This window comes from Pseudomaricurvus alkylphenolicus (assembly GCF_011683955.1).
Lineage (GTDB): Bacteria > Pseudomonadota > Gammaproteobacteria > Pseudomonadales > Cellvibrionaceae > Pseudomaricurvus > Pseudomaricurvus alkylphenolicus.
On record NZ_JAAQPI010000002.1, the window covers coordinates 253485 to 277381 of the forward strand.

24 protein-coding genes are annotated in these 23897 nt (G+C 54.4%); 11 read left to right on the plus strand and 13 right to left on the minus strand.

Translation table 11 applies throughout. The features are described 5' to 3' along the window. Positions 1–103 precede the first annotated feature (103 nt). Genes HBA55_RS06465 through HBA55_RS06495 form a run of 7 tightly spaced genes read right to left on the minus strand, consistent with a single transcriptional unit; the run spans position 104 to position 6928 of the window. Positions 104–1168, minus strand: coding sequence for an acyl-CoA dehydrogenase family protein (locus tag HBA55_RS06465; RefSeq protein WP_166988603.1), 1065 nt, complete (start codon positions 1166–1168; stop codon positions 104–106). A gap of 9 nt (positions 1169–1177) precedes the next feature. Beyond that, positions 1178–2341 (minus strand): acyl-CoA dehydrogenase, encoded by a 1164-nt coding sequence (locus tag HBA55_RS06470; protein ID WP_166988605.1) that lies wholly within the window; start codon positions 2339–2341, stop codon positions 1178–1180. Positions 2342–2353: 12 nt separating this feature from the next. Beyond that, entirely contained in the window at positions 2354–3109 is a 756-nt protein-coding gene (locus HBA55_RS06475; protein ID WP_166988607.1) for an enoyl-CoA hydratase family protein, read from the minus strand. Positions 3110–3125: 16 nt separating this feature from the next. Next, positions 3126–4259 (minus strand): NAD(P)H-dependent flavin oxidoreductase, encoded by a 1134-nt coding sequence (locus HBA55_RS06480; protein ID WP_420821493.1) that lies wholly within the window; start codon positions 4257–4259, stop codon positions 3126–3128. 20 nt (positions 4260–4279) lie between these two features. Then, on the minus strand, positions 4280–5167 hold the full coding sequence (locus HBA55_RS06485; protein WP_166988610.1) for an enoyl-CoA hydratase: 888 nt from the start codon (positions 5165–5167) through the stop codon (positions 4280–4282). Between the two features lie 49 nt (positions 5168–5216). After that, on the minus strand, positions 5217–6020 hold the full coding sequence (locus tag HBA55_RS06490) for a CoA-transferase subunit beta (protein WP_166988612.1): 804 nt from the start codon (positions 6018–6020) through the stop codon (positions 5217–5219). 32 nt (positions 6021–6052) lie between these two features. Next, positions 6053–6928, minus strand: coding sequence for a CoA transferase subunit A (locus HBA55_RS06495; RefSeq protein WP_166988614.1), 876 nt, complete (start codon positions 6926–6928; stop codon positions 6053–6055). 261 nt (positions 6929–7189) lie between these two features. Here HBA55_RS06495 and HBA55_RS06500 point away from each other — a divergent pair, with 261 nt between their 5' ends. From HBA55_RS06500 to minE, 10 genes are all read left to right on the plus strand, one after another. After that, entirely contained in the window at positions 7190–7687 is a 498-nt protein-coding gene (locus HBA55_RS06500; protein ID WP_166988616.1) for a flavin reductase family protein, read from the plus strand. Continuing rightward, positions 7684–8919 carry a flavin-dependent monooxygenase gene (locus tag HBA55_RS06505; protein ID WP_206019578.1) on the plus strand — a complete coding sequence of 412 codons (1236 nt, stop codon included), beginning with the start codon at positions 7684–7686 and terminating at the stop codon, positions 8917–8919. The genes HBA55_RS06500 and HBA55_RS06505 overlap by 4 nt, the downstream gene beginning before the upstream one ends. A gap of 33 nt (positions 8920–8952) precedes the next feature. Continuing rightward, positions 8953–9783, plus strand: coding sequence for an alpha/beta fold hydrolase (locus tag HBA55_RS06510; RefSeq protein ID WP_166988618.1), 831 nt, complete (start codon positions 8953–8955; stop codon positions 9781–9783). Then, positions 9780–10574 carry a fumarylacetoacetate hydrolase family protein gene (locus tag HBA55_RS06515; protein ID WP_206019580.1) on the plus strand — a complete coding sequence of 265 codons (795 nt, stop codon included), beginning with the start codon at positions 9780–9782 and terminating at the stop codon, positions 10572–10574. Before HBA55_RS06510 ends, HBA55_RS06515 begins: the two co-directional genes overlap by 4 nt. Positions 10575–10655: 81 nt before the next feature. Further along, positions 10656–11552, plus strand: a complete 897-nt coding sequence (locus HBA55_RS06520) for an acetaldehyde dehydrogenase (acetylating) (protein ID WP_166988620.1) — start codon at positions 10656–10658, stop codon at positions 11550–11552. A 16-nt stretch (positions 11553–11568) separates the two neighbouring features. Continuing rightward, positions 11569–12588 carry a 4-hydroxy-2-oxovalerate aldolase gene (dmpG, locus tag HBA55_RS06525; RefSeq protein WP_166988622.1) on the plus strand — a complete coding sequence of 340 codons (1020 nt, stop codon included), beginning with the start codon at positions 11569–11571 and terminating at the stop codon, positions 12586–12588. A gap of 202 nt (positions 12589–12790) precedes the next feature. Next, positions 12791–14950, plus strand: coding sequence for a TonB-dependent receptor plug domain-containing protein (locus tag HBA55_RS06530; RefSeq protein WP_166988624.1), 2160 nt, complete (start codon positions 12791–12793; stop codon positions 14948–14950). A gap of 239 nt (positions 14951–15189) precedes the next feature. Continuing rightward, positions 15190–16137 (plus strand): septum site-determining protein MinC, encoded by a 948-nt coding sequence (gene minC / locus HBA55_RS06535; protein WP_166988625.1) that lies wholly within the window; start codon positions 15190–15192, stop codon positions 16135–16137. A 50-nt stretch (positions 16138–16187) separates the two neighbouring features. Continuing rightward, positions 16188–17009 carry a septum site-determining protein MinD gene (gene minD, locus HBA55_RS06540; protein WP_476704289.1) on the plus strand — a complete coding sequence of 274 codons (822 nt, stop codon included), beginning with the start codon at positions 16188–16190 and terminating at the stop codon, positions 17007–17009. Then, entirely contained in the window at positions 17006–17260 is a 255-nt protein-coding gene (gene minE / locus HBA55_RS06545; RefSeq protein ID WP_166988629.1) for a cell division topological specificity factor MinE, read from the plus strand. The genes minD and minE overlap by 4 nt, the downstream gene beginning before the upstream one ends. Before the next feature lie 98 nt (positions 17261–17358). Here minE and HBA55_RS06550 read toward each other — a convergent pair whose 3' ends face one another. Continuing rightward, positions 17359–19056 (minus strand): alanine/glycine:cation symporter family protein, encoded by a 1698-nt coding sequence (locus tag HBA55_RS06550; protein WP_166988631.1) that lies wholly within the window; start codon positions 19054–19056, stop codon positions 17359–17361. Between the two features lie 173 nt (positions 19057–19229). On the opposite strand from HBA55_RS06550, the gene HBA55_RS06555 reads away from it, so the two are divergent. After that, positions 19230–19544 carry a hypothetical protein gene (locus HBA55_RS06555; RefSeq protein ID WP_166988633.1) on the plus strand — a complete coding sequence of 105 codons (315 nt, stop codon included), beginning with the start codon at positions 19230–19232 and terminating at the stop codon, positions 19542–19544. Between the two features lie 7 nt (positions 19545–19551). On the opposite strand, the gene HBA55_RS06560 is transcribed toward HBA55_RS06555, so the two are convergent. From HBA55_RS06560 to HBA55_RS06580, 5 genes are all read right to left on the minus strand, one after another. Then, complete coding sequence (locus HBA55_RS06560; protein ID WP_166988635.1) at positions 19552–19740, minus strand: DUF3094 family protein; 189 nt, start codon at positions 19738–19740, stop codon at positions 19552–19554. 86 nt (positions 19741–19826) lie between these two features. Further along, a complete protein-coding gene (locus HBA55_RS06565) occupies positions 19827–21611 on the minus strand; it encodes an acyl-CoA dehydrogenase C-terminal domain-containing protein (protein ID WP_166988637.1) in 1785 nt (594 codons plus the stop codon). A 247-nt stretch (positions 21612–21858) separates the two neighbouring features. Further along, positions 21859–22728, minus strand: a complete 870-nt coding sequence (locus HBA55_RS06570) for a putative metalloprotease CJM1_0395 family protein (protein WP_166988639.1) — start codon at positions 22726–22728, stop codon at positions 21859–21861. A 34-nt stretch (positions 22729–22762) separates the two neighbouring features. Further along, positions 22763–23083, minus strand: coding sequence for a hypothetical protein (locus tag HBA55_RS06575; RefSeq protein ID WP_166988640.1), 321 nt, complete (start codon positions 23081–23083; stop codon positions 22763–22765). Positions 23084–23268: 185 nt separating this feature from the next. After that, positions 23269–23721: a hypothetical protein gene (locus HBA55_RS06580; RefSeq protein ID WP_166988642.1), complete on the minus strand. Its 453-nt coding sequence runs from the start codon at positions 23719–23721 to the stop codon at positions 23269–23271. Positions 23722–23897 lie beyond the last annotated feature (176 nt).

Sequence of the window (23897 nt, forward strand, 5' to 3'; positions counted from 1 at the left end):
ATTGAGGCTCAGCGGCATCGGCCGATTGAACTAGGGTGACTGAGCCAAAAGGCTGCGCCCGGTGGCGAAAATAACCGTACCGCTACCGGGTGCTCAGGCAGTGTTACCCCTGCTCTCCAAATGTCTTGTCCGCGCCGATCTTGGCGGTTGGCTTCAGCAGCCAGTGGTGCAATCGGTTCTTATGGAATCCGGCATGCCCCCAGAACTTATCCAATGCCCAGGCCCGTTTCATCCAGATGTGCAGGTCACATTCCCAGGTGTAGCCCATGGCCCCATGGGACTGAATACTGTTTTTGGCTGCCAACAGAGCGGCTTCACCGGCCACCACCTTGGCGTGGGAGACAGCAAAATCGGCATGCTCGGGTCGCGTGGCCAAGGTGTAAGCGGCCCGGTAGAGAGGCGCTTTGGCGAATTCGGATTTCACCGCGCAATCAGCCATGTGGTGTTTGAGGGCCTGATTGGTACCGATGGCCTTGCCAAACTGCTGGCGGTCCGTGGTGTATTGCACGGATATTTGAACCATTGCCTCTGCCAGTCCCACCAGCTGTGCCGCGGCTCCCAGGGCACCGCGGTTCAGCGTTGCCGCCAGCAGCGCCACGCCTTCTGCGCCGCGTGCCAGACAGGTTTCGTCGCTGCCCTGCCACTCTACATCGAACAGCTTGCGGGAGGGATCAACACTGTCCTGGGCAATCAGGCTAACCTGATCTCGCGCCAGCAGATGGATCTGATCTCCCTGTGGCAGCAGCAGCCAATCCGCAATATGGGCGTCTGCGACCAGCGCGTTCACCGAGTGTTGTACCGCCACCCGGGCCTCACCGGTAGCGATTTTTTCCAGCAGACTCGCGCAGCGTGGGTCCTTCTGCGCCAGACTCGCCAACAATGGTGTCGCCACCATAGCGGTTTCCACCAATGGCTCAGGCAACGCCACGCGACCGGACTCAACCGCCAGCAGGACAAAGTCCAATTCGTTCATGCCGAGGCCACCATAGGCTTCAGGCACCAACATGGCTGTGAGCCCCAGCTCAACCATCTGCTGCCACAAGGCGTCGCTGCGGCCGCTCTCGGTGTCCCACAGGTTGCGTACGGTCTCTGCCGTCACCTCGCCCTGCAAAAAGTCCTTAACGCTGTCACGGAATAACAGTTGATCTTCGGTAAAGGTAAAGTCCATGGCGATCTCCTACTTCCGCGGCATGCCCAGCAAACGCTCGGCGATAATATTGCGTTGAATCTCGTTGGTACCCGCATAGATGGGACCGGACTGAGCGAACAGGAAACCATCCAGCCAGTTACCTACATCACCGGCGGCAGCGGAATGCGGCAAGAGTTCGGCTCTCGCACCGAGAATACCCATAGCGGTTTCGTGCATCTTCTGATCCAGCTCGGACCAGAAAATTTTGTTTAACGACGCCTCTGCGCCAATCTTGCCTCCCTTGATCAAGCGGGAGGCGGTTTGGTAAGTGCTCAGCGCGTAGGCCTCGGCATCCAGGAATGATTTCACCACCGCGTCTTCGATGGACAGATCCAGAATATCGTTCTGGTGATCGCGATAGAGTTCCACCAGTCGCTTTGCCGTCTGTTGGAAACGGGCCGGGCTGCGAAGCATCAAACCGCGCTCGAAACCCGCCGTGGCCATGGCGATGTGCCAGCCTTGTCCTTCATCGCCAAGGCGGTTTTGCACCGGAACACGAACATCATCGAAAAAGATTTCAGCAAAGCCTGGCAGACCGTCCAGTTGCGGAATCGGCCTTACCGTCACCCCCGGTGCATCCAGTGGCACAAAAATAAAGGACAAGCCGTGATGTCTTTCGGATTCGGGATCGGTACGGAAAATACAGAATACCCAATCGGCAAACACCGCTCGGGTTGACCAGACTTTTTGGCCATTGATCACGTACTCATCACCATCGCGAATGGCCTTGGAGCGAATTGCGGCCATATCACTGCCCGCACCGGGCTCGGACCAACCCTGGGCCCACATTTCCTCACCGCTGGCCATCTTGGTGATAAAACGCTGCTTTTGCTCGTCAGTGCCATACTCCATCAGGGTAGGCCCCAACAAGAAAATCCCGTTCTGATTGACCCGCAGCGGCGCCTTTGCGCGATAATATTCTTCTTCAAAAATCAACCATTCGATCAGGTTGCAACCGCGGCCACCGTATTCCTTGGGCCAGGTCACCATACCCCAGTTGCCCTCCGCCAGGGTTTTCTCCCACTGGCGGTGTTGCTCGAAGCCTTCGGCGGTGTCAAACGATTTCAGTGGTTCCGCAGGTACATGCTCAGCCAACCACTGGCGAACCTCTTGGCGAAACGCCAGCTGTTCAGGTGTATAGTTCAGATCCATGGGTCTGCACCTCTATTGTTCGGAGAAGTTGGCATCGCGTTTTTCGACAAACGCATCACGGGCTTCCTGAGAGTCGCCTTCGGTGTAGGCCTGCAGGGTAAAGCCCTGCTCCCAGCGGTATTTGTCTTCGAGGTTGCCATCCTCAATACCGGTCAGTGCCTCTTTGGCCAGCTGAATCATTGGCGAGCTTTTTTCGGCAATCTTTGCAGCCATTGCCAATGCTGTGGATCGCAGTTCATCTTTGGCCACCACTCGTTCCACCGCGCCCAGACGATAAGCTTCCTGAGCATCGATAAATTCGCCGGTGTAATACATGTAGCGGACTTTCTGTACCGGGAACATACGCTGCAGGTGCGCGCCGCCACCCATAGCACCGCGGTCTACTTCCGGTACACCGAAGCGGGCGCATTCGGAGGCGACGATAATATCCGCCGCACCGGAAATGCCGATGCCGCCGCCCAGCACAAACCCGTGCAGGGCAACAATGACGGGTTTGGGATTTAAGTGAATAGCGGCAAAGGTGTCATAGTTGCCCTTGTTAACGGCAACGATTCTGGTACTGTCTGCTGCCAGCTCTTTGATGTCCACGCCGGCGCAGAAGCCTTTTCCCTCTGCACGGATGACGATCACTTTGACACTGTCGTCTTTACCCAGAGTTGTAAGATGTTCAGCGATAGAGAACCAACCCTTACTGTCAAACGCATTGACCGGTGGATTGTTAAACACCACTTCGGCAATGCCATTTTGAATATCTGTTTCGTAAACCATGAAAAACTCCTGGCATTTACATCAATGTGGATAAGTTGTTTAAAGTCGCTTGTGCTTCGTCGATGATAGACTGCATCAATTCAGCACCGGTCGGCAGGTCGGTAATCGCACCGGCCACCTGTCCGCTTGGCAGTATCCCTTTGTCAGGGTGCCCCTTCACCATTGCTTCCTGAATCATCATGGGTGCGTTGGCTGCCATTAGCGTTTGCCCGAAGCTGAGGCCATTGGACTGCTTCATTTGCCATCCGGAACGCAGCATATCCACCAGAGAACCGCCGGTGATTTTGGTAAACGCCAAACCGTTTTTGACAGCCAACAACAACATTCCCAATGCCGAGGTCTGTTGCAGTTCTCGCAGGCAGGGGTTATTGATCATTCGCTGGGGCATGCCGTCGAGTTTTTTGCTGACAATGATTTGCTCAGTCGGAGCCTTGACATAGTGCTGTTTGGTCTGTGTCGGCACGGGGCTTTCCTGGGTCATCAGAAAACGGGTGCCCATGGCGATACCGGCGGCCCCATAGGACAAGGCCGCCACCAAACCGCGTCCGTCCTTGAAGCCTCCCGCCGCAACCACGGGTACCTCCAAGGCATCGACAACCTGAGGCAACAAAATGCTGCTGGACACAGAACCCGTGTGACCACCGCCCTCTCCGCCTTGGACCACAACAGCATCGGCTCCCATTTCGACGGCCTTGACGGCATGTTTGAGCGCCCCCACGGTGGGGATACAAACAATGCCGGCATCTTTGAGCTTCTGAATCATGGCTTTTGATGGCGATCGGCTATAGCTCACCGCTTTGACACCGTGAAAGATACAGGTATCGATAATATCGTTGGCACCCGGTGTATACATATGAAAGTTCACACCAAAGGGCTTATTGGTCTTTTCCTTAATGGCGATAATACCCTGCTCGACTTCCTGCGGAGTCATCACAGCACCGGCAAGAAAACCAAAGCCACCTGCATTACAGGTGGCGGCGACCAAATTGGGATCAGCCACCCAGCCCATTGCCGTTTGAATAACCGGGTATTCACAGCCCAATAGTTGAGTTAAAGGTGTTTGTAAAACGGACATCAATGCGCACTCAATCTCAACCGCAATGGTGCGGCTTTCTATTAGAAAATCGTTAACGAGAGCGACCGGAACAATCCGGTCGTTGGAAAAAAGCGTTACGCTTCTTCGGAGGCCTGCGCCTTGTTTTCCCGCGCCATGGCCTTGGCATCGTAGCCACCCAACTTATCCCCGGACATAATGTCGTTGTGAGTGTGAGCAAAGTGGTGCCAGGCAAAGGCCGCTTCCATACCGGTACGTTTGCCCTGCAGATCTTCAACATGATTGATTGCCTGCTTGGTCAACGCCAATCCCATGCGAGGCATGGCGGCAACTTTCTCAGCCAGCTTTTGCACATCAGCAGCCAGGGTTTCACGACTGGACACCTGATTTACCATGCCCATTTGATAAGCTCGGTCGGCGGACATGCGGTCGCCGGTAAAGAGGAACTCTTTGGCAATGCGAGGATTTAATTCGAACGGGTGAGCAAAGTACTCGACACCCGGAATGCCCATGCGCACCACGGGATCGGAAAAGAAGGCATCGTCAGTGGCGACAATCAGGTCGCACACCCACGCCAACATCAGACCGCCGGCGATACAGGCGCCCTGCACGGCTGCGATGGTAGGCTTGGGAATATCCCGCCAGCGTCGGCACATGCCCAGATACGCCTCCGCCTCGCGCACGTAGAGAAATTCACCGCCTTCTTTGTTGGCGTGGTCGTACCACATTGAGGTACGTTCCTGGCTTAGGTGAATATCGCGCCCGGGTGTACCGATATCGTGACCGGCAGAAAAATGCTTGCCTTCTCCCTTGAGTACAATGACCTTGACTTCGTCGTCGGCGACTGCACGCTTAAAAGCGTCGTCCAACTCATAGGTCATGCGACCGTTCTGCGCGTTATTGTACTTGGGACGATTCATGGTAATCGTCGCGATACCATTCTCTGCCGAGTAGAGAACAATATCTTTTTCCATTTCAGCTGCCGCGTTAGTTTCTTCACTCATGTCGTCACCGCTAAAAATGTGTTTGTTAAGTGTATGTTGTTAATGGCGATCAGCGTCGATCGCCAGGAGGATTATCTTTCAGTTGTTTCGCTCGCCAGTTTTCCGGATCCAGCTGACGAATAATTTCCAACTGCTGCGCGGTTGGCGCCGGGGTCACAGGTACCTCATTCGGTACATGAATTTCAAAACCGGTATTGGCGAGTACCTGCTCCACATCGATACCCGGATGCAGACTGCGCAGTTGCAACATGTGGTTGGGACCGTTCCAGTCCATCACGCACAAATCGGTGACCACCAGGCGAATATCGATATCCTCCAGCGAATAACCCTTCGGCAAACGCTCCGGGTTGTAGCCAATGGAACCGACCATGTCGCACTCGCCATCCACAAACACACGGATATTGTGGGCGGGAACAAAAAACGAGTTGGCGTGGTTGATGGAGTTGCCAGGAAAACCGCGAACACCAAGCATCTGCACTTTTGGTTGCTCATAAGTACCACCCAGAGCGGAGATATTGGCCTGACCGTAGCGGTCAATCTGGGTCGGCCCTACCATCGCGTGGCGCTTGCCACTCCACACATTGTCAAAAATGCGCGAGAAACCCATCCAGGTTTCCTGCTTCTGGCCTTCGTGGCTGGAGCGGCCACTAACGGGGTTGGGCTCACTCAACATCCAGGCCTCCGAGTCCGTCATCATCAACTCGGCATTAAAAGTCTTCATGGCCAGGCTGGCGGCCAGGCGGGGAATCAGTCCGATACCCGTGGCCAACACTTCACCGTCGTTTCGGAACGCTTCGGCTCCGGCGACAATCATCAATTCTGCCAGGCTGTAATCGGTTGCAGGCGTTGTCATAACTCTCAGTCCTTCAAACTTGGTTGGCAGAATCAATAAACCGGCAGCGACAGCTGACGAATAGCGTCCAGACCACCCACGGCCTGCTGATATTCCTCTTCCGTCTTACCGGCAATAAACTGGTTAAAATAACCTTCGAAACCGCCGTCTTTGGCGGAGGCGTTGTAAGCCTTGAAGTGCGCTACATCAAATCCGTAGAGCGGCGTACAAGAAGTGGGGTGAGCACCACCGGGAACATGCACCACCGACTGAGTCTGGCTGCGCTCCCAATGCACAGAACGGGCTTCATCGCCCTGGGCAAAGGTTTCGGTAGCCACCAATTCATCGCAGCTGACAATCGTGGTTTCCGCGGCACGGGCAAACCAATCATCCATATACAAATCCGGGCCTTTGATCTGGCAAACCCCGCGCTCATCGGCACGATCGGCATGGATCAAAGCCACATCCAGCTTCAGTGCCGGCATCGCCACCCACTCCTTGTCATCGTAAGGGCTATCGATCACCTTAAGGCCCGGATTGACCTTAACCACATCCGTACCCAGCCCGAGGCTGGTGGGGATATAGGGAATTCGCCAGGCGGCGGCGCGCAACCCCAACAGCATCATCCCCTCATCAATCTCCATCGTCTCGATGACGCCGCTTTGACGGGCCTGGCGGAAATAGGGTTCCAAAGGAATAAAGTCCAGCGAAACAAACGCGAAAACCACCTTCTTGACCTTACCGGACGCACACAACATCCCCACATCCGCACCACCGTAGGCAACCACGGTCAGATCTTTAACATCCGAGCGCAACAACTCACGCACCAGCGCCATCGGCTTGCGGCGGGGACCCCAACCCCCGATACCGATGGTCATGCCATCTTCGATTCGGGCGATAGCCTGGGCGGCCGTCTGCAGTTTACTCATGCCATACCTCTGTTAACCGGTAAATTGGACCCAGGCCACGGCTGCTCTGGCGCCGGCGCAGGCTTGGGTCAGATTGAAGCCTATTATGGCGAGCAGGTCAGAACAGCGAATCGTCCATCGGGACTAAGGATGAGGAGCGAAAAGACGGTTGCAAAAGCCCCTTGACGACTAATGCATTTGCAGTATGTCAGCGGCAGGCGGCTTTGACACTATATCCCTCACTCAGAAAGTGCCTGCATGGCTTATACAGTGGGAGACACCATGGACATGCCCGTAATCGACCCGAAACAGTTTCGCAACGCCCTTGGGGCATTTCCAACCGGTGTCACGGTAGTGACCACCCTGGATCGCGATGGCAACAAAGTGGGTATGACTGCCAACAGTTTTAACTCCGTTTCCCTGGACCCCATGCTGGTGCTTTGGAGTGTCGCTAAAAGCGCTAACGCATTCGATGCCTTTAACTCCGCCGAACACTTCGCCATACACATCCTCAGCGAATCTCAGCAGGCGCTATCAAGCCAGTTTGCCAGCAAAGGCGTAGATCGATTTGCAGGAGTCGGACACAGTCTCGGCCATGGTGGTGTTCCCGTATTGGACGACTACTGTGCCCGCTTTGAATGCGATATTGAACACCGCTACGAAGGCGGCGATCACATCATCCTGGTCGGGCGCGTGCAGGCGTTCGATCAACAAGACAAAGCACCGTTGGTATTCCATGCCGGTCGATACGCAGAACTGGCCAAATTGGAAACCGCTTGAATTTTCAGACAACCAAGAGTGAGATCACCATGACCGTGCAGGAAACAAGTATCCCTCAGGAAATCAACCGTGAAGTACTGGTACAACGTGCTCGCGATATGGTCCCCTATCTGGCCGAACAGGCGCCACGCGCTCAGGCCGAACGCAAAGTCCCCGAAGAAACCGTGGCCAAAATGCACGAGGCCGGCTTCTTTCGTGTCTTGCAACCCAAGCGTTGGGGCGGCTATGAAATGGACCCGCAGGTATTTTTCGACATTCAAATGACACTGGCCGAAGGCTGCATGTCCACCGCCTGGATTTACGGGGTTATCGCTGTCCACAACTGGCAAATTGCGCTGTTTGACCTGAAGGCGCAGGAAGACGTCTGGAAGGATAACACCAGTGTCTTGATTGCCTCTTCGTATATGCCTGTGGGCAAAGTAACCCCGGTAGAAGGCGGCTTTAAGTTCAGTGGCCGCTGGGCCTTTTCCAGTGGCTGTGATCACTGTGATTGGGTATTCCTGGGTGGCGTGGTGCCTCCAACAGCGGACAACCCCAATCCTGACTATCGAACCTTCCTGGTGCCTCGCTCTGACTTTGAAGTATTGGATACCTGGCATACCTTTGGTCTGCAGGGTACCGGCAGTAACGACATCGTTGTAGAAGACGCTTTTGTTCCCGATCATCGGACCCACAGTTCGCTGGATGGGTTTAACGGTACCAATCCAGGCATCGATTCGCACAACATTCCACTGTACAAGATTCCGTTTGGTCAGCTTTTCCCTCGTGCGGTTTCCGGCTCCACCATTGGCGCCACTCAGGGAGCAATCAACGCTTACCTGAAAGTTGCGTCCAAGCGCGTTGGCACCAACGATGGATCCAAAACAGCAGAGGATCCCTATGCTCAGATGGCCGTCGCCCGTGCACAGGCTCTGGTGGATCAGTTGAAGATGAAGCTGTACAGCAATATGGACCAGCTGATGAGTGATGCCGTTGAAGGCAAAGACACTGAGATGCAAACCCGCATTCAGTATCGTTACGAATCCGCGGCCGTTCCGGAAGCCTGTCTGAACGAAGTGCTTGAGCTGCAGAAAATGTGTGGCGGTCGTGCCATTTTTACCGACAGCCCACTGCAACGCTTCGTATTGGATATACTCGCCGGGCGGGCACATGTGGCCAACAACCCATATAAGTTTGGACAGAACTATGGCGGTGTTCAGCTGGGTCTGGAAAGCACCGACACCTTCCTTTAAAGCCAACCAGCAAAACACAGCAGAGTGCCAACTATGAGCGTTCCAACAAAACCTGTAAGCCAAAAAATCGAACTCGCCGATGGACTACAGATCGACTTTACGCGTATGGGCAAAGGCGAGCCTGTCGTCTTTCTGCAAGGCAGTGGTCCCGGCGCCAGCGGTTGGATGAACTTCCGCTACAACGCCCAGCATTTTGTCGACCAGGGGTTTGAGGTCATTATCCCTGATCTGCCGGGCTTCGGCGACAGCGACAAACCCGATACCGACTACACACTGGACTTTTTTGTGGAGTCGGTCGTAGGTTTTCTCGATCAGTTGGATCTCAACAGCGTCTCATTGGTGGGCAACTCTCTGGGCGGCGCGGTCAGCCTCGGCGTCGCACTCGCGCACCCACAGCGAGTGGAAAAATTGATTCTGATGGGTTGCGGCGGCCTTGAAGATGTGGAGGTTTACTTCCAGACTATGGAAGGTATTCAGGCAATGACCAAGATTCCGCTCGGATCTCCCGAGTTTACGCCTGAATACCTGAAGGAAGTGCTGAAACTGATCGTGTTTGATCCAAAACACATTACCGACGAATTGATTGAAGAGCGTTACCGAATTCTCAAAACACAGAATGCGAGCGTCTTCGGGCGCATGCGTATTCCCAATATTTCTTCGCGCTTAAACGAAATCAAAGTACCCGTGCTCGGCTTTTGGGGGGCTCAAGATCGCTTCTGTCCTATCAGTGGCGCGGAGAAAATTGTCCGCAGTTGCGATAACGCCAAAATGATCACACTGAGCCAGTGTGGTCACTGGGTGATGATTGAATACGCCGAACTGTTTAATCGCGAGTGCACAAACTTCCTCAGAGAAAATTCATGAGCCTGACAGAACAGCAGCACCGGCAACTGGGTCGGGAGCTATACGACGCCCTGCGTGGCGGCGAAACCCTGACGCCATTCAGCGATCGCTTTGAGAGCATCGAAATTGAAGATGCTTACCGTATTTCCGAACAGATGCTGGCACTTCGCCTGGAACTGGACGGAGAGAAGGTGGTTGGCAAAAAAATTGGCGTGACATCCGCAGCGGTACAGGAAATGCTCGGTGTTTTTCAACCTGACTTTGGCTTTTTGACTGATGCCATGGAAGTGACCAATCGCGACAGCGTCACCATTGCCGGCAATCTGATTGCGCCCCGCGCAGAAGCGGAGATCGCCTTTTTACTAAAGCAGGATTTGCAGGGACCGGGCGTTACTGAAGCCGATGTACTGGAAGCGACAGAGTGCATTATGCCCTGTTTCGAAATTGTCGATTCCCGTATTCGGGATTGGAAGATCCGCATTCAGGATACCGTTGCCGATAACGCCTCCTGCGGTGTCTATGTGATCGGAGAAGAACGTCTGAACCCCCGCCAACTCAATCTGCCGGAACTTGAAGTCAAAGTCTTTAAAAACGGCAATCACATCAGCAGCGGAAAAGGTTCGGCCGTTCAAGGTAACCCGTTGACTGCTGTCGCCTGGCTGGCCAACACCCTGGGCGAATTTGGCATTCCATTTAATGCCGGAGAGGTGATTCTTTCCGGATCGCTGGTTCCTCTCGAACCCGTGGTTGCGGGAGACCGCATGCATATGGAGCTGGTGGGGCTGGGTAGCGCCAGCATTGATTTTGCTTAATCAACGATGATTGATCGACTGTGATTGAAGGGCAATTTTTAGAAGCCCCTGAACAACTGAACTCAAGACAGGACAAAGGTAATGTCTAAGAAATTCAAGGCCGCCATTATCGGCCCCGGCAACATCGGCACTGACCTGCTGATGAAAGCCATGCGCTCCGACTGGATTGAACCCGTATGGATGGTGGGGATTGAAGAATCCGAGGGTATCAAACGCGCTCGTGACTTCGGTATGAAGGTGTCCACCAATGGAGTGGATGGCATGGTGCCTCACATGAAGGAAGATGAGATTGATTTCGTCTTCGATGCCACCTCTGCCTATGTTCACGCGGAAAATTCCCGCAAAGTTAATGAGCAGGGCGCAATCATGATTGACTTGACGCCCGCCGCCATCGGCCCCTATTGCATCCCCCCGGTAAATCTTCAGGACTTATTGAAAGAAGGCCGCACCCCCAACGTCAATATGGTGACCTGTGGTGGCCAGGCAACAATTCCGATGGTAAACGCCGTTAGTCGCGTGCAGGCCGTGGAATACGGCGAAATCGTCGCGACCGTTTCCTCAAAGTCCGTCGGTCCCGGCACGCGCAAGAACATCGATGAATTCACCCGCACCACCGCTGGTGCAATCGAGCAGATCGGCGGTGCCGACAAAGGCAAAGCGATCATTATTGTTAACCCTGCTGAGCCACCTTTGATCATGCGTGACACCATCCACTGCCTGACCAAAGACGAACCCAATCAGGAGCGGATCACAGAATCCGTGCTGGAAATGGTCAAGCAAGTCCAGAAATACGTACCTGGGTATACCCTTAAGAACGGGCCGGTTTTTGATGGGAATCGAGTCACCATTTTTATGGAAGTCGAAGGTCTCGGGGATTTTCTGCCGAAATACTCCGGCAATCTGGACATTATGACCGCCGCCGCACTGCGTACTGCCGAAATGTATGCCGAGTCGATTCACAACGGCGATATCGCCTGAGCCCGGGAGAAACAACATGAATTATCAAGGCAAGAAAATCACCTTGCATGACATGTGTCTGCGCGACGGCATGCACCCCAAACGGCACCAGATTTCTCTGGATGAAATGGTCGACATCGCCACCGGTCTCGATGATGCCGGCGTGCCCCTGATCGAGGTCACCCACGGGGATGGCCTTGGCGGCACTTCGGTTAACTATGGATTTCCCGCTCACACTGATAAGGAATACCTGAGCACGGTGATCCCAAGAATGAAACGAGCCAAGGTGTCGGCTTTGCTGTTACCTGGCATAGGTACCGTGGATCATTTAAAAATGGCTGCCGACCTTGGTGTCAATACCATCCGTGTCGCCACTCACTGTACCGAAGCGGACGTCTCCGAACAGCACATTGGTATGGCCAGCGACATGGGGCTGGATACCGTCGGCTTCTTGATGATGGCCCACATGATTTCGGCAGAGCAATTGTTGCAGCAGGCGCTGCTAATGGAGTCATACGGTGCCAACTGTATCTACTGTACAGATTCCGCCGGCTACATGTTGCCCCATCAGGTGACCGAGCGCATTCAACTGCTGCGCAGCCGGTTAAAGCCTGAAACCGAATTGGGTTTCCATGGGCATCACAACCTGGGGCTGGGTGTGGCCAACTCCATGGCTGCGGTGGAAGCTGGAGCCAATCGTATTGATGGTTCCGCCGCCGGCCTGGGTGCGGGAGCCGGCAATACACCACTGGAAGTCTTCGCTGCCGTACTGGATCGCCTCGAGGCCGATACCGGCGTCGATATATTTAAACTGATGGCGGTAGCCGAGGAAAAAGTCGTTCCCCTGATGGACGAACTGGTGCGCGTTGATCGTGATTCTCTGACACTGGGCTATGCCGGTGTTTATTCCTCCTTCTTGCTGTTTGCGAAACGGGCTGGCGAAAAATACGGTGTACCCTCGCAGGATATTCTGTTGGAAATGGCCAAACGCAAGGCAATTGGTGGCCAGGAAGACCTGATCGAAGATGTGGCAATGGAAATGGCGGGCAGCCGATAAGAACAGGAAGCAAAGTTTCCTCATTTGATACAAACGGGACACACTGTTTTGTAGCACAAAGGCTACTGGATCAGTTGGCACTCTTATCAGACACCAACTAGAGTGTCTGATATGCCCGAGGTTTTGTCGGAATTTGGCACTGGGTTCAAACTCCCGATTAAGCTAATATGGGCGCCACATGATAGCCAAGCAATACAAAACTATGAGTCCCATTCAGTTGCCACGCAGTCACAAGCAATCAGGACGGACCACTTCGAAGGCAGGAACGCCATCATCACTTACACCCCTGGCGGTTGTAACCGCCGCCATGTGCTCACTGTCTGTACAAGGACAGGGGCTGACCGAAGAAGACCTTTTGAGCCGAATTCCCAGCGTTGCGTCTTCTACACGTATGGAACAACCGATTACTGAAGCCCCCTCTTCGGTAACCATTATTTCCCGCGAAATGATCGACGCGTTGGGCGCGCAGCACATCGCCGAAGTGTTCAAATTGGTACCCGGGTTCCAATCTTTTTATTCCAATGGCATGACTTTCGGTGTTACTGCCCATGGATTTACGGATAGAGACCCGCGCCGACTGGAAGTTCGCGTAAACGGTCGTTCCGTGTATATGCCACAATTGAACTCCGTATCCTGGGAGTCTCTGGGCGTGCTACCAAGCGATATTAGCCATATTGAGGTGGCTCGAGGCTCCAATGTCTCAGCCTACGGCTCCAACGCCATTCTGGGCGCGATCAATATCAAGACCAAAAGCCCGGTGGAAGCATCCGGCGGCAATATCTCGGTATCGGTAGGAAGCCAGTCCGAGCGGGTGATCAACAGCAACCAACAATTCGCCACCGACGAAATGTTCCTGTCGCTGCGAGCCGCATACAAAGAGACCGAAGGCTTTGATGGTATTAACGACCAATCCCACGTAGGCCATGTGGTGTTGTCCGGTGTTTACACTCCGACCATGGCCACTTCCTACAGTTTTGAAGTGGGCACCAGTCGCGGCTCCTTTGGCATCGGTGACACTGACCACCTGCACAGGATCACGGATGACGAACGGGATTCCAGCTGGCTCAACATCAACGGCGACTACCGAGTCGACAACCAGCTTTGGAAAGCGCATTTGTCATACGCCAAACACGAGTATGACATCAGTCGCCAGGTACTCTTGTCGGAGCAAGCTGGAATTGATCCGCTGGAAGTCGGCGAATTGTTTCCTGGCCATGTGGATGAATTGGTGGAATTGGAAGAAGGTGCCCGGGACATGTCGGTCTGGATGGCCGAACTGGAGCATCATTGGATCATCAACAATCACTGGAAAACCGTCTGGGGTCTGGGGGCCCGCGTCGACCGCGCCAAGAGCGACTGGCTCGCGGGCGATGGATATGTGGATACGCCCGTTTACTATGCCTTTGGGAATGTCGAGTGGAAGCTTAGCTCCAAGCTGGCCCTTAACCTGGGCTTGATGCTGGAAGACAAGGACAGTTTGGATACAGAAGCCTCCCCCCGGCTTGCACTGAATTATCACTTCAACAGCAACCACCACTTACGCGTCGGGGCCACGAAGGCATATCGACAACCGGCGCTGATGGAGACCGATCGCCTGCGCGCCATTCGTTTTTCCAATGGCGACCTGGCACAGCTGATCGAGCGTTCCCATCCGAACATCAAGCCCGAAGAAGTGGATACCTACGAAATCGGTTACCTGGGCTATTGGTTCGATCAAACTCTGAGCCTCGATGCCCGTGTGTTCCGTGAGGAAATTCGAGGCGCTATCGATCTTATTGACACCTACACGGGTATTTGCGGCAATCTCGAAGCAGAGCCTGATTGGGTCATAGAGCTGGGCCAACGCTACTGCCTGCCCTTTAGCGTTGACGGTGAAAGTGGCGTGGTCCTCGATGACAAGGTCCGCGTAGTTGGCAATACCGCACTCTGGACGGTCGAGGGACTGGAAGCCGAAATGAGCTGGAAGCCCAGTGCCGACACTTTGCTAAACCTCAGCTACGCCTACCTCAACGCCGGCGGCCAGCGCACCAGAAAGGTACGCAGTTTCAGCTCCATCAGTCAACTTAGAGATGGAGCGCCAGAGCATACGTTCAGTGCGCTATTCAGTCACAAGCTCACCCCAGAGTGGACCGTCAGTGGATTCGCTCAGTATGTGGAACTGATTGACTGGCGCAATGGCACCAGCGTTTGGGCACATTCGCGTGTGGACATGAGCCTGAGCCGCGAGTGGCAATTCAATGCCTACCAGGCCAAGGTAGCACTGGTTGGCCAAAATATCTTTAACGATACCTACAACGAATACCAAAGGCACAACGAATTTGGCCGTCGTGCCTACATTTCGTTTAGTCTGAGCTGGTTATAACCTGACTCGATGAAATTGAATCGGCTGCGGAGCAGAAACCTAATGCTTTTGCTCTGCCGCCAATTCAAATAACGCCTCTGAAGCAACGTAACCTGCCTACAACACGCTTACCGCAGACTTGTTTTTATACAAATTGCACAGCACTTGAGCTGTCGCTTTTCCCTGCTTGCCTAATGCTCTCTAAAGGGCTATAAACGCCGTCATAATTGATGTGCGAAGTAAGTGGATATTCACTCTTAATGGATTCAACACAAGCCAGCGCGGCCAGCGTCGCCCCCTCCTCCAGCTTTCGCCTAAAAGGCGGGCTGTTCCCTATGACCCTGCTGGAGTTGAAGCATTTCGATGCCGCTGACTTTGAGGCTGACCTGCAGAACAAGGTGTCTGAAGCACCCGCCTTCTTTCAACAGGCCCCAGTCGTCATCAGCGCCGAGCAACTGCAAACAGAATCCTTTGATTTGGACTCGTGCCTGTCCCTGTGTCGGCAATACGGTTTAATTCCTGTCGCACTTCGGGGCGGCAGTGAATCTCTGCAGGCCCTCGCACGCGAGTTGAATCTGGCGCAGATGGCGGAAAGCCGCCAGCGCGGCTCCCGCGTTGCAACCAATTCCGGGGGTGAGGAGCCCTCAGCTATGCAACAAGAGCCCTCAGCTCTACAACAAGAGCCCTCAGCTCTGCAACAAGAGCCTTCAGCGCCAACCGATGAACCACCGGTTCCTGAACAACAACAGCTGTTGCCTCTGGACGAAAGCGAAGCGTCCCAATTAGAAGTGGATGCTGCTGACAGAGAAGCAAACGAATGTGTGGATCAGAGCAACGACGGCGTTGGCAGCACTGCAATCGAAACACCTCCTCCAGCTCCCATGCAGAGCAAGATCATCACCACTCCCGTGCGCTCTGGGCAGCAGGTGTATGCCGCCGGAGGTGATTTGATCGTGATGTCGTCGGTATCGGCGGGCGCGGAGATTTTGGCTGATGGCAACATTCACGTCTATGGTGCACTTCGTGGAAGAGCACTGGCGGGCGTAAGGGGCGACAGCAAGGCTCGAATTTTTTGTCAGAGCCTGGAGGCCGAATTGATTTCCATCGCCGGCAGCTTCAAGCTGGATGAAGATTTGCGTGGTGAACTGTGGAAAAAACCGGCACAGGCCAGTCTCAGCGATGAGGCTCTGAACATTACCGGCCTGTAACCGGCCTCACACAAAACGGAAACATTAACGAACAAAACTTCCAAAGGAATATGACCTTGGCCAAGATAATTGTAGTGACCTCAGGAAAGGGCGGTGTTGGCAAGACCACCACCAGTGCAGCCATCAGCAGCGGCCTGGCCCTGCGCGGACACAAGACAGCGGTCATCGACTTTGACATCGGTCTGCGCAATCTCGACATCGTGATGGATTGCGAACGCCGGGTGGTCTATGACTTCGTCAACGTGATCAACGGTGAAGCCAACCTGAGGCAGGCGCTGATCAAAGACAAGCGCTGTGAAAACCTTTACATCCTGCCGGCATCCCAGACCCGCGACAAAGATGCCCTTTCTCAGGAAGGTGTTGAGCGGGTCCTCAAAGAGCTGGACGAGGAGGGTTTCGAATTTATCATCTGCGACTCCCCCGCGGGCATCGAGCACGGCGCCTTTATGGCTCTCTACTTTGCCGACATGGCCATTGTGGTTGCCAACCCCGAGGTCTCCTCGGTGCGCGATTCCGACCGTATTCTCGGCATTCTGCAGAGCAAGTCACGCCGCGCCGAGAACGGTGGCCAGGTGGAAGAACGCCTGTTGCTGACCCGCTACAATCCAGCCCGGGTCGCCAAGGGTGAAATGCTGGGCGTGGAAGATGTGGAGGAAATCCTGGCGACCAAATTGCTGGGTGTGATTCCCGAATCGGAATCGGTGCTGAAAGCGTCAAATCAGGGTGTGCCGGTAATTCACGACGCCGACAGCAACGCCGGCCAGGCGTACGGTGACGCAGTCTCCCGCCTGCTCGGTGAGGAAGTGGACCACCGCTTCCTGTCTGTTGAACAAAAAGGCTTGCTGCAACGCCTGTTCAGGAGAAGTGCATGAGTATTTTTGACTATTTTCGCAACAACAAGAAAAACAGCGCTGCCATTGCCAAAGAGCGACTGCAGATTATCGTGGCTCATGAGCGCTCACAGCGCAACAAGCCTGACTATCTGCCCAAAATGCAACAGGAATTGCTGGAAGTGATTCGGCGCTATGTTGAAGTGGATCAGGATCAGGTGGAAGTGCAGCTGGACCAAAACGGTAACTGTTCTGTTTTGGAGCTGAACATTACGCTGCCAGAGGCTCGTTAAAACCTATTTCACCTGGATCATTGGCTAATGAACCAAAAAGGGGCGCGAGGCCCCTTTTTTACGATTGTTGCTTTTGACAGCTACCGGTTATTGCGCAATTACTTGCCAGAACTCTCTACAGTTTCACCGGCCTGTTCTTTTTCAAAGTCCACCCAGTACTGATTCACCGTCTGCTTCATTTCTTTCCTCAACATGAGAATACCCAGAAGGTTGGGAATCGTCATCAATACGATGGTGACCGCGGACAAATTCCAGATCAGCGTAGTATCGGAAAACGACGCCCAAAAGAAGCCAAACACGTAACACACCCGATACGGCATTATGGCCCGGTACCCCACCAGATAAATCATGGCCCGGTCGCCGTAGTAGGACCAGGCAATCGCCGTGGAAAATGCGAACAGTAACAGTCCGATAGACACAATGTACTGCCCAAATTCCCCCATAAAGCCCTTGGTGAATGCCAGGGTCGTCAACTCCGCAGAGTGAATCAGGGATTTGCCGGTCACAATGATGGAATCGTCCTCAATACGACCATCCTTCACCAGCATAGGGCCCGTATAAAGGTGTTCCTCACTACCAACGCTGAAACGAACGTCTTCAGCGACAGACCGGGCACTAAGAACCGTGTAGCCCGGTGAGGTGGAAACGCCTTCGACAACCTGGACAGTACCGCTGTAAAACTTCAGCTGATGTTCACCGGTCTTGTTGATATAAGCAAACAGCTGCTGACGATCAGCTTCATTGGTATCCGTATAGTGTCCCGCCAGAAATACCGTATCCGTACGCTGGAACTGATTCTCATGCTTTTCGGTCCAGACACCGGAGGAGAGAATAGCCAAGCCTGTGAGCGTACAAATCAGAATGGTATCAATGAAGGGCTCCAGGATGGACACCATACCTTCTGACACCGGCTCATGAGCTTTTGCCGAAGCGTGGGCGATGGGGGCTGAACCCTGACCGGCTTCGTTGGAAAACAAACCCCGGTTGACACCACGGTTGAACGCGTACGCAAAGGTTGCACCGAGAAAACCACCCGCCGCCGCGGAGCCGGTAAAAGCATCGGCGAACACGGCACCGAGCGATGGCAAAATATTGTCGGCGTTGTAGAAGATCACACCGAGCGCGCCCACGACATAGAGCACCGACATCACCGGTACGATTCGTGAGGTCACCGCGGCAATACGTTTAATGCCACCGAGAATCACCAGGGCCAACAGAAAGGCGAGTACACCGCCGGTGACCATGGGATCGATGCCAAAGGTCGCCTCCATCCCCTGCGCGATATTGTTGATCTGAGGCAGGTTTCCGGTACCGAAAGAAGAAATCACAGTCGCAATGGCAAACAGGATACCCAACCATTTCATGTTGAGGCGTTTGTCCATGTAATACATGGGGCCACCAGCCATGGTGCCGTCTGCGGTTTTTTCGCGATATTTATGAGACAGGGTTACTTCCACGAACTTGGTGGTCATGCCCAGAAATGCGGTCATCCACATCCAGAACAGCGCGGCGGGACCACCGAGGAATATGGCAAAAGCGACACCACCGATGTTGCCCGTGCCCACGGTACCGGACAGCGCCGTGGAAAGCGCCTGAAAGTGAGTGGTATCACCGGGGTCAGAGTCGCGGTCGTATTTGCCGGTCACTACCCGCCAGGCGTGCCCAAAATAGCGCACTTGGGGAAAACCGAGATAGATGGTGAAGAACGCACCAACACCCAGTAGCAGAAACGGAAAGTACGCGGCAGAGCCAAGAAAACCGTCGATCCAGAGTAAGAACGAGTTAAGAGTATCCAAAGATGTCCCCCAGTTATTGTAATTCTGTGACCGAGGCCATTATATCGGTCTCTGCGCAGGGCGCATTAACATAATTGACGTGTGAAAACATAAAATCCCCAAAAAAAGCGGGCATTTCGTAATCGATGATACATAATAGGAGGGTTGTGCTGCCGAATTAACCAGATCGCTGTATGAAACCGGTAAAGACCAAAGCGCAGATTCGCGCCGAAATCGACGCCCAGGTGAATTCCTATCTCGCCAAAGGGGGGCGGGTGGATACCCGTGAGCCCGGTGAAAGCGGTCGCAGTCTCAATGCGCCATTGCCCTCCGCACCACTGATCGAGCGTAATGCCCAGTCACGCACCCCGGTACTGGCCGAGATCAAAGCCATCGAAGCACGGCGACACCCGGTCAAAACGCACAAGCCAAAACGCCGACGTTATGAAGAACGCAAAAAGCTGGTAACCGACGATTTCGGCGAACCGCTGCGCTGGATAAACGATTAACGGTGTTTTAAATCACACCGTGCTGGAGAGCAATCCAATAGCTGGCAGCACTCAATCCCCCCAAAACCAGCCAGATAAAACCCAGCAGACGCCAGATTCGAAAGGGTTTACGTTCGGTCTGATTCACCCCGGAGTGCAAGACTTTCTCAAGCCGGGCTTGATCTTCGGGATAGAGACGCTTTTGAGGATCATCCATGGACGGGCATCCTGGTTTCAAGGGATGCCTGACTGTACCACATTGATGCCCGGCTGCCACAGGGTGACAGCCGGATGGGAAGGCAATCAGAACAGGTCTGCATCCAGAGCCATAAGCGTTTCACTGCCCGCCTGGATGGAGTTCACGAAGGACTGGACTTTGGGCAGCTCGCGCTGGAAAAAGAAACGCGCCAGTTTGAGTTTGGACTGGTAGAAGTCCGCCTCGCCGCCATCTTTGTTAGCCTCAGCCACCTTGGCCATACGCGCCCACATGTAGGCCATGGCAGTGTACCCAAACAGGTGCAGATAATCATTGGCGGCCGCGCCTATGGCATTGGCATCGGTCTTGGATTGTTCGATAACCGCAGCCGTGGCCTCTTTCAGCAACTGCAATTGGGTCTGCAGGGGAGCGATAAATTCCGCCATATCATCGCCACAACCGTTAATAAAGCTCTGCACGTCGGCGGCAAACACTTCCAGGAACTGGCCACCATTGGCAACCACCTTACGGCCCATCAGATCCATCGCCTGAATACCGTTGGCGCCTTCATAGATCTGGGTAATGCGCACATCGCGCACCAGCTGCTCCTGGCCCCATTCGCGAATATAACCATGACCACCAAACACTTGCTGGCCCGCAATGGTGGTTTCCAACGCTTTATCGGAAACGAAAGCCTTGGCCACCGGAGTAAGCAGGGCCACCATGGCGTTGGCCTCTTTGCGCGTGGTTTCGTCCTCACTGAACTTGGCAATGTCCAGCCACTGGGCCACGTAGGTTGAGAAGGCGCGTGCACCTTCGGTCTGCGCACGCATCGTCAACAGCATACGGCGAACATCCGGGTGCACAATAATCGGGTCAGCCGCCTTGTCCGGATTCTTGGGGCCTTCGGGGCTGCGGCTCTGAATACGTTCACGGGCGTATTCCACTGCGTTCTGATAAGAGGCCTCCGCGGCACCCAGGGCCTGGATTCCCACCACCAGGCGCTCATAATTCATCATCGTAAACATGCAGGCGAGCCCCTGATTGAGTTCACCCACCAGCCAGCCTTTGGCGTTATCGAAGTTCATGACACAGGTGGCAGATCCCTTGATGCCCATCTTCTTCTCGATGGAGCCGCAACCGAGGCTATTGCTTTCACCCAGGGAGCCATCTTCATTGACCATAAACTTGGGTACCAGGAACAGGGAAATCCCCTTGGGCCCCGCGGGAGCGTCCGGCAGCTTTGCCAACACCAGATGGATGATGTTCTCTGCCATGTCATGCTCGCCCCAGGTGATAAAGATCTTGGTCCCGGTGATGTCGTAGGAGCCGTCGCCGTTGTCAATCGCCTTGGTGCGAATAATGCCCAGATCCGTCCCGGCGTGAGGTTCGGTCAGATCCATAGCCCCCGACCAGATACCGGAGTACATGTTAGGCAGGTACTTTTGCTTGAGCTCGTCTGATCCATGCGCATTGATCGACAGGCAGGCACCTGCGGTCAACATCGGCGCCAGGCCAAAGGCCATGGAGCCGGCCTGCAGCATTTCTTCCACCTGCGCGGTCAGGGTCTTGGGCATCCCCATACCGCCGTACTCGGGGTTGCCGCCGAGGCCGTTCCAGCCGCCTTCACAAAAGGCCTGGTAGGCCGCCTTAAAGCCCTCGGGCGCGGTCACATTGCCGTTGTCCCAGGTGGAACCCTGCTCGTCGGCCTCGCGATTGAGGGGAGCAATTTCCTGCTCAATCAGCTTGGCAGCTTCCTCGAGGATGGCGTCGGCGGTTTCGGGATCAACCACTTCGCTGACACCGGGCAGGGAGGCCCAGAGCTTGCCCGCCTCAAATACTTCATTTAGAACAAAGCGCATGTCGCGCAGGGGAGCCTTGTATTCAGCCATTACCATCACCTCGGAGTGTCAGTTGGGCAGTGTTATTGAAAGGCCCAAATTAAAACAAACAAGTGTTTGAAACACAAGTTTATTTTGATCGAAAGTTAAACAGCTCTATGTAACAGCCTAGTACTGAAATGCCGTGGATTCGATTGCGCCGGGCATTAATACCTTGGGGAAGTGACGCCAGTAAACCGGTAGATTGCCAGCGAGATCAGTAGATATGAGATTGCGAAGGGGGCAGGAACCCCAGGGATCAGGCGATTTGGTCGAACAAGCCACCAATCGGCGCTATGGGTTCGCTGACGCCGATTTCGATCAGGCGGCGGTTGAGGTCAATATTGGTTTGGGCAGTAGTGTCCTCAATCTCAGCCCGCTCGGCAGTGCGCTGCTCTTGTTGCTCTGCCTGAGCCGCCAGCCGTTCCTCTTCCTCTTGCCTTTCCAGCCTGTCAGCTTCTGCCTGTTCCGTGACCTCACGCTGCTCCTGCCGGGCCTGGGCAGCAATCTCTGCCAGTGCCTGCTGCTGCAACCGGGCCGCTTCTGCGGCTACCTGACGATCCTGGGGCGAAGGTTCGGCCGGAGCCAGAGCGGCCTGCTGCACACGACGGGCATTTTCGAGGGTGGCCTGGGGGTCGCCCGGAACGGCGCCGGTACTGATGGGAACTTCACCGGCAATGGCGTAGCTGACGCCATCGGGGCCCCGGGTATAGGTATAACTGGGAGAACCGGCCAGCGCGCCTCCCACCGCTGCGTGGGCCTGCTCGTGGGCCCGCACCTCGCGATCGCGCTGGGCCAGGCGTTGGATTTCGTCCTGATCCTGGCGCTGTTGCTGCTGCTCAACCTCTTGCCGCGCCCGGTTTTCGAGCTCCTCGCGTTCGAGGTCTTGCTGTTGCTGATCCCGCTCCTGCTGTTGCGGCTCATTAAAGTCAATTCGCTGATCCGCTTCAGCGGCACGCTCCGCGGTTGATGCGCGATTGTCCTGGCGCGAGGTTTCTGAGCTTTCCTCGACCGGCTTGAAAGGCGTGTCACGGGATTCCGGGCTTTCTTCGCCCACGGGCAACTTACCCACCGGACTGAAGGGGGTGATCACGTTTGCCAGATTGGATGGCAATGAGGGTGTGATCATGATGTTTGCCCGTAAATACCCTTGTAATCTGCCTTTAGGCCGTAACGTCCAAAAGGCTTCCCAGTGTTTTGTCTCCAACCTCAACCAGCTTGGCAGAGGCCTCAAATACCAACTGTTCTGACTTGATCTCTACCAGGGGTTCTACCAGATCCTGGGGCAGGTTGGCCTCACCCGTAAACGGCGTCTCCTCAACCGTGCCGGTCGCCAGCTCGGTCTCCACCGGCTTGGTTGCCTGGGAGTTGTCCTGGACAAATGTCCTGGCCGCATCGGCCACGTCTCCTGCAGCTCGATTGATATTTGACTGACTTTGCACCAATCCCTGCACACCGACATTCAATACCGAATTAATGGCCATACTACCTCTGTCATCCTGATTCCTGTTTGCACCTTTTTGGCGCGTAAATACGCCCCGAAAATCACGAGCGCTGATAGGGAAATTTTACCCCATCGAAAATTGGAAATCAGACCGACTCGGCCGGATAAAGCAGTTCTTTAAGATCAATAACGATTAAGAATTGCCAAAATAAGAGCGGACGGGCATCAAAACAGGTTTTTGATGGAAAAACCCTTGAAGTTGGGCTTGGGACCTTTGCGTTCTACCTCAAGGGGACGAATCAGCACCTCTCGGGAGCGCATGTCAGCTTTGCAGACCATGCGGGTCACACCACTGGAATAATGCCCCGGCTTATCGACGTCCACCATGATCTGGTAATTGGCCGGTGAGGTCTCCCGGCTGGAGCGACTATCCACCGCCACCACGGATAATCTGGGGGCGGTGGCTTTAACACGGGTCAGACACAGGTGCTCGGCATCCCAGATATCCATTGGAGAACGAGAATTCTTGGCGGTAGCCTTGGCCTTTTCAAACATAGAGACTGCAAACCAATCTGGTCGCATAAATTGCAGCGTTGCAAGAACAGCGACACTGACCAGGGAAAAATAAAACAGGGTGATACCCATGGAGACTTTGTTGTTATTTTTTTTGTTAGCCACGGAAAGCAATACTCAACGCACAATTCTTCAAACAGTGAGAGATGAAACACAAGATTAAACGGTTCAGTTCCCCCCAGAAACTGAACGCAGGAAATTACTAAAAATCACTCGCTTCGACAAGTCCCAAATCATTTGAAAAAAAAGGCACCTCCATTGCTGGCAGGTGCCGGAGTAGT

Coding starts and splice junctions, on each gene's coding strand:
- HBA55_RS06485 (WP_166988610.1), bottom strand. CDS start 5,167: ATGAGTGAAGAAACTAACGCGGCAGCTGAAATGGAAAAAGATATTGTT.
- HBA55_RS06495 (WP_166988614.1), bottom strand. CDS start 6,928: ATGAGTAAACTGCAGACGGCCGCCCAGGCTATCGCCCGAATCGAAGAT.
- HBA55_RS06560 (WP_166988635.1), bottom strand. CDS start 19,740: ATGGATGATCCTCAAAAGCGTCTCTATCCCGAAGATCAAGCCCGGCTT.
- HBA55_RS06565 (WP_166988637.1), bottom strand. CDS start 21,611: ATGGCTGAATACAAGGCTCCCCTGCGCGACATGCGCTTTGTTCTAAAT.
- minC (WP_166988625.1), top strand. CDS start 15,190: ATGGATTCAACACAAGCCAGCGCGGCCAGCGTCGCCCCCTCCTCCAGC.
- minE (WP_166988629.1), top strand. CDS start 17,006: ATGAGTATTTTTGACTATTTTCGCAACAACAAGAAAAACAGCGCTGCC.
- HBA55_RS06510 (WP_166988618.1), top strand. CDS start 8,953: ATGAGCGTTCCAACAAAACCTGTAAGCCAAAAAATCGAACTCGCCGAT.
- HBA55_RS06520 (WP_166988620.1), top strand. CDS start 10,656: ATGTCTAAGAAATTCAAGGCCGCCATTATCGGCCCCGGCAACATCGGC.
- HBA55_RS06530 (WP_166988624.1), top strand. CDS start 12,791: ATGAGTCCCATTCAGTTGCCACGCAGTCACAAGCAATCAGGACGGACC.
- HBA55_RS06515 (WP_206019580.1), top strand. CDS start 9,780: ATGAGCCTGACAGAACAGCAGCACCGGCAACTGGGTCGGGAGCTATAC.
- HBA55_RS06475 (WP_166988607.1), bottom strand. CDS start 3,109: ATGGTTTACGAAACAGATATTCAAAATGGCATTGCCGAAGTGGTGTTT.
- HBA55_RS06490 (WP_166988612.1), bottom strand. CDS start 6,020: ATGACAACGCCTGCAACCGATTACAGCCTGGCAGAATTGATGATTGTC.
- HBA55_RS06570 (WP_166988639.1), bottom strand. CDS start 22,728: ATGATCACACCCTCATTGCCATCCAATCTGGCAAACGTGATCACCCCC.
- HBA55_RS06465 (WP_166988603.1), bottom strand. CDS start 1,168: ATGGACTTTACCTTTACCGAAGATCAACTGTTATTCCGTGACAGCGTT.
- HBA55_RS06500 (WP_166988616.1), top strand. CDS start 7,190: ATGGACATGCCCGTAATCGACCCGAAACAGTTTCGCAACGCCCTTGGG.
- HBA55_RS06470 (WP_166988605.1), bottom strand. CDS start 2,341: ATGGATCTGAACTATACACCTGAACAGCTGGCGTTTCGCCAAGAGGTT.
- HBA55_RS06575 (WP_166988640.1), bottom strand. CDS start 23,083: ATGGCCATTAATTCGGTATTGAATGTCGGTGTGCAGGGATTGGTGCAA.
- minD (WP_476704289.1), top strand. CDS start 16,188: ATGACCTTGGCCAAGATAATTGTAGTGACCTCAGGAAAGGGCGGTGTT.
- dmpG (WP_166988622.1), top strand. CDS start 11,569: ATGAATTATCAAGGCAAGAAAATCACCTTGCATGACATGTGTCTGCGC.
- HBA55_RS06555 (WP_166988633.1), top strand. CDS start 19,230: ATGAAACCGGTAAAGACCAAAGCGCAGATTCGCGCCGAAATCGACGCC.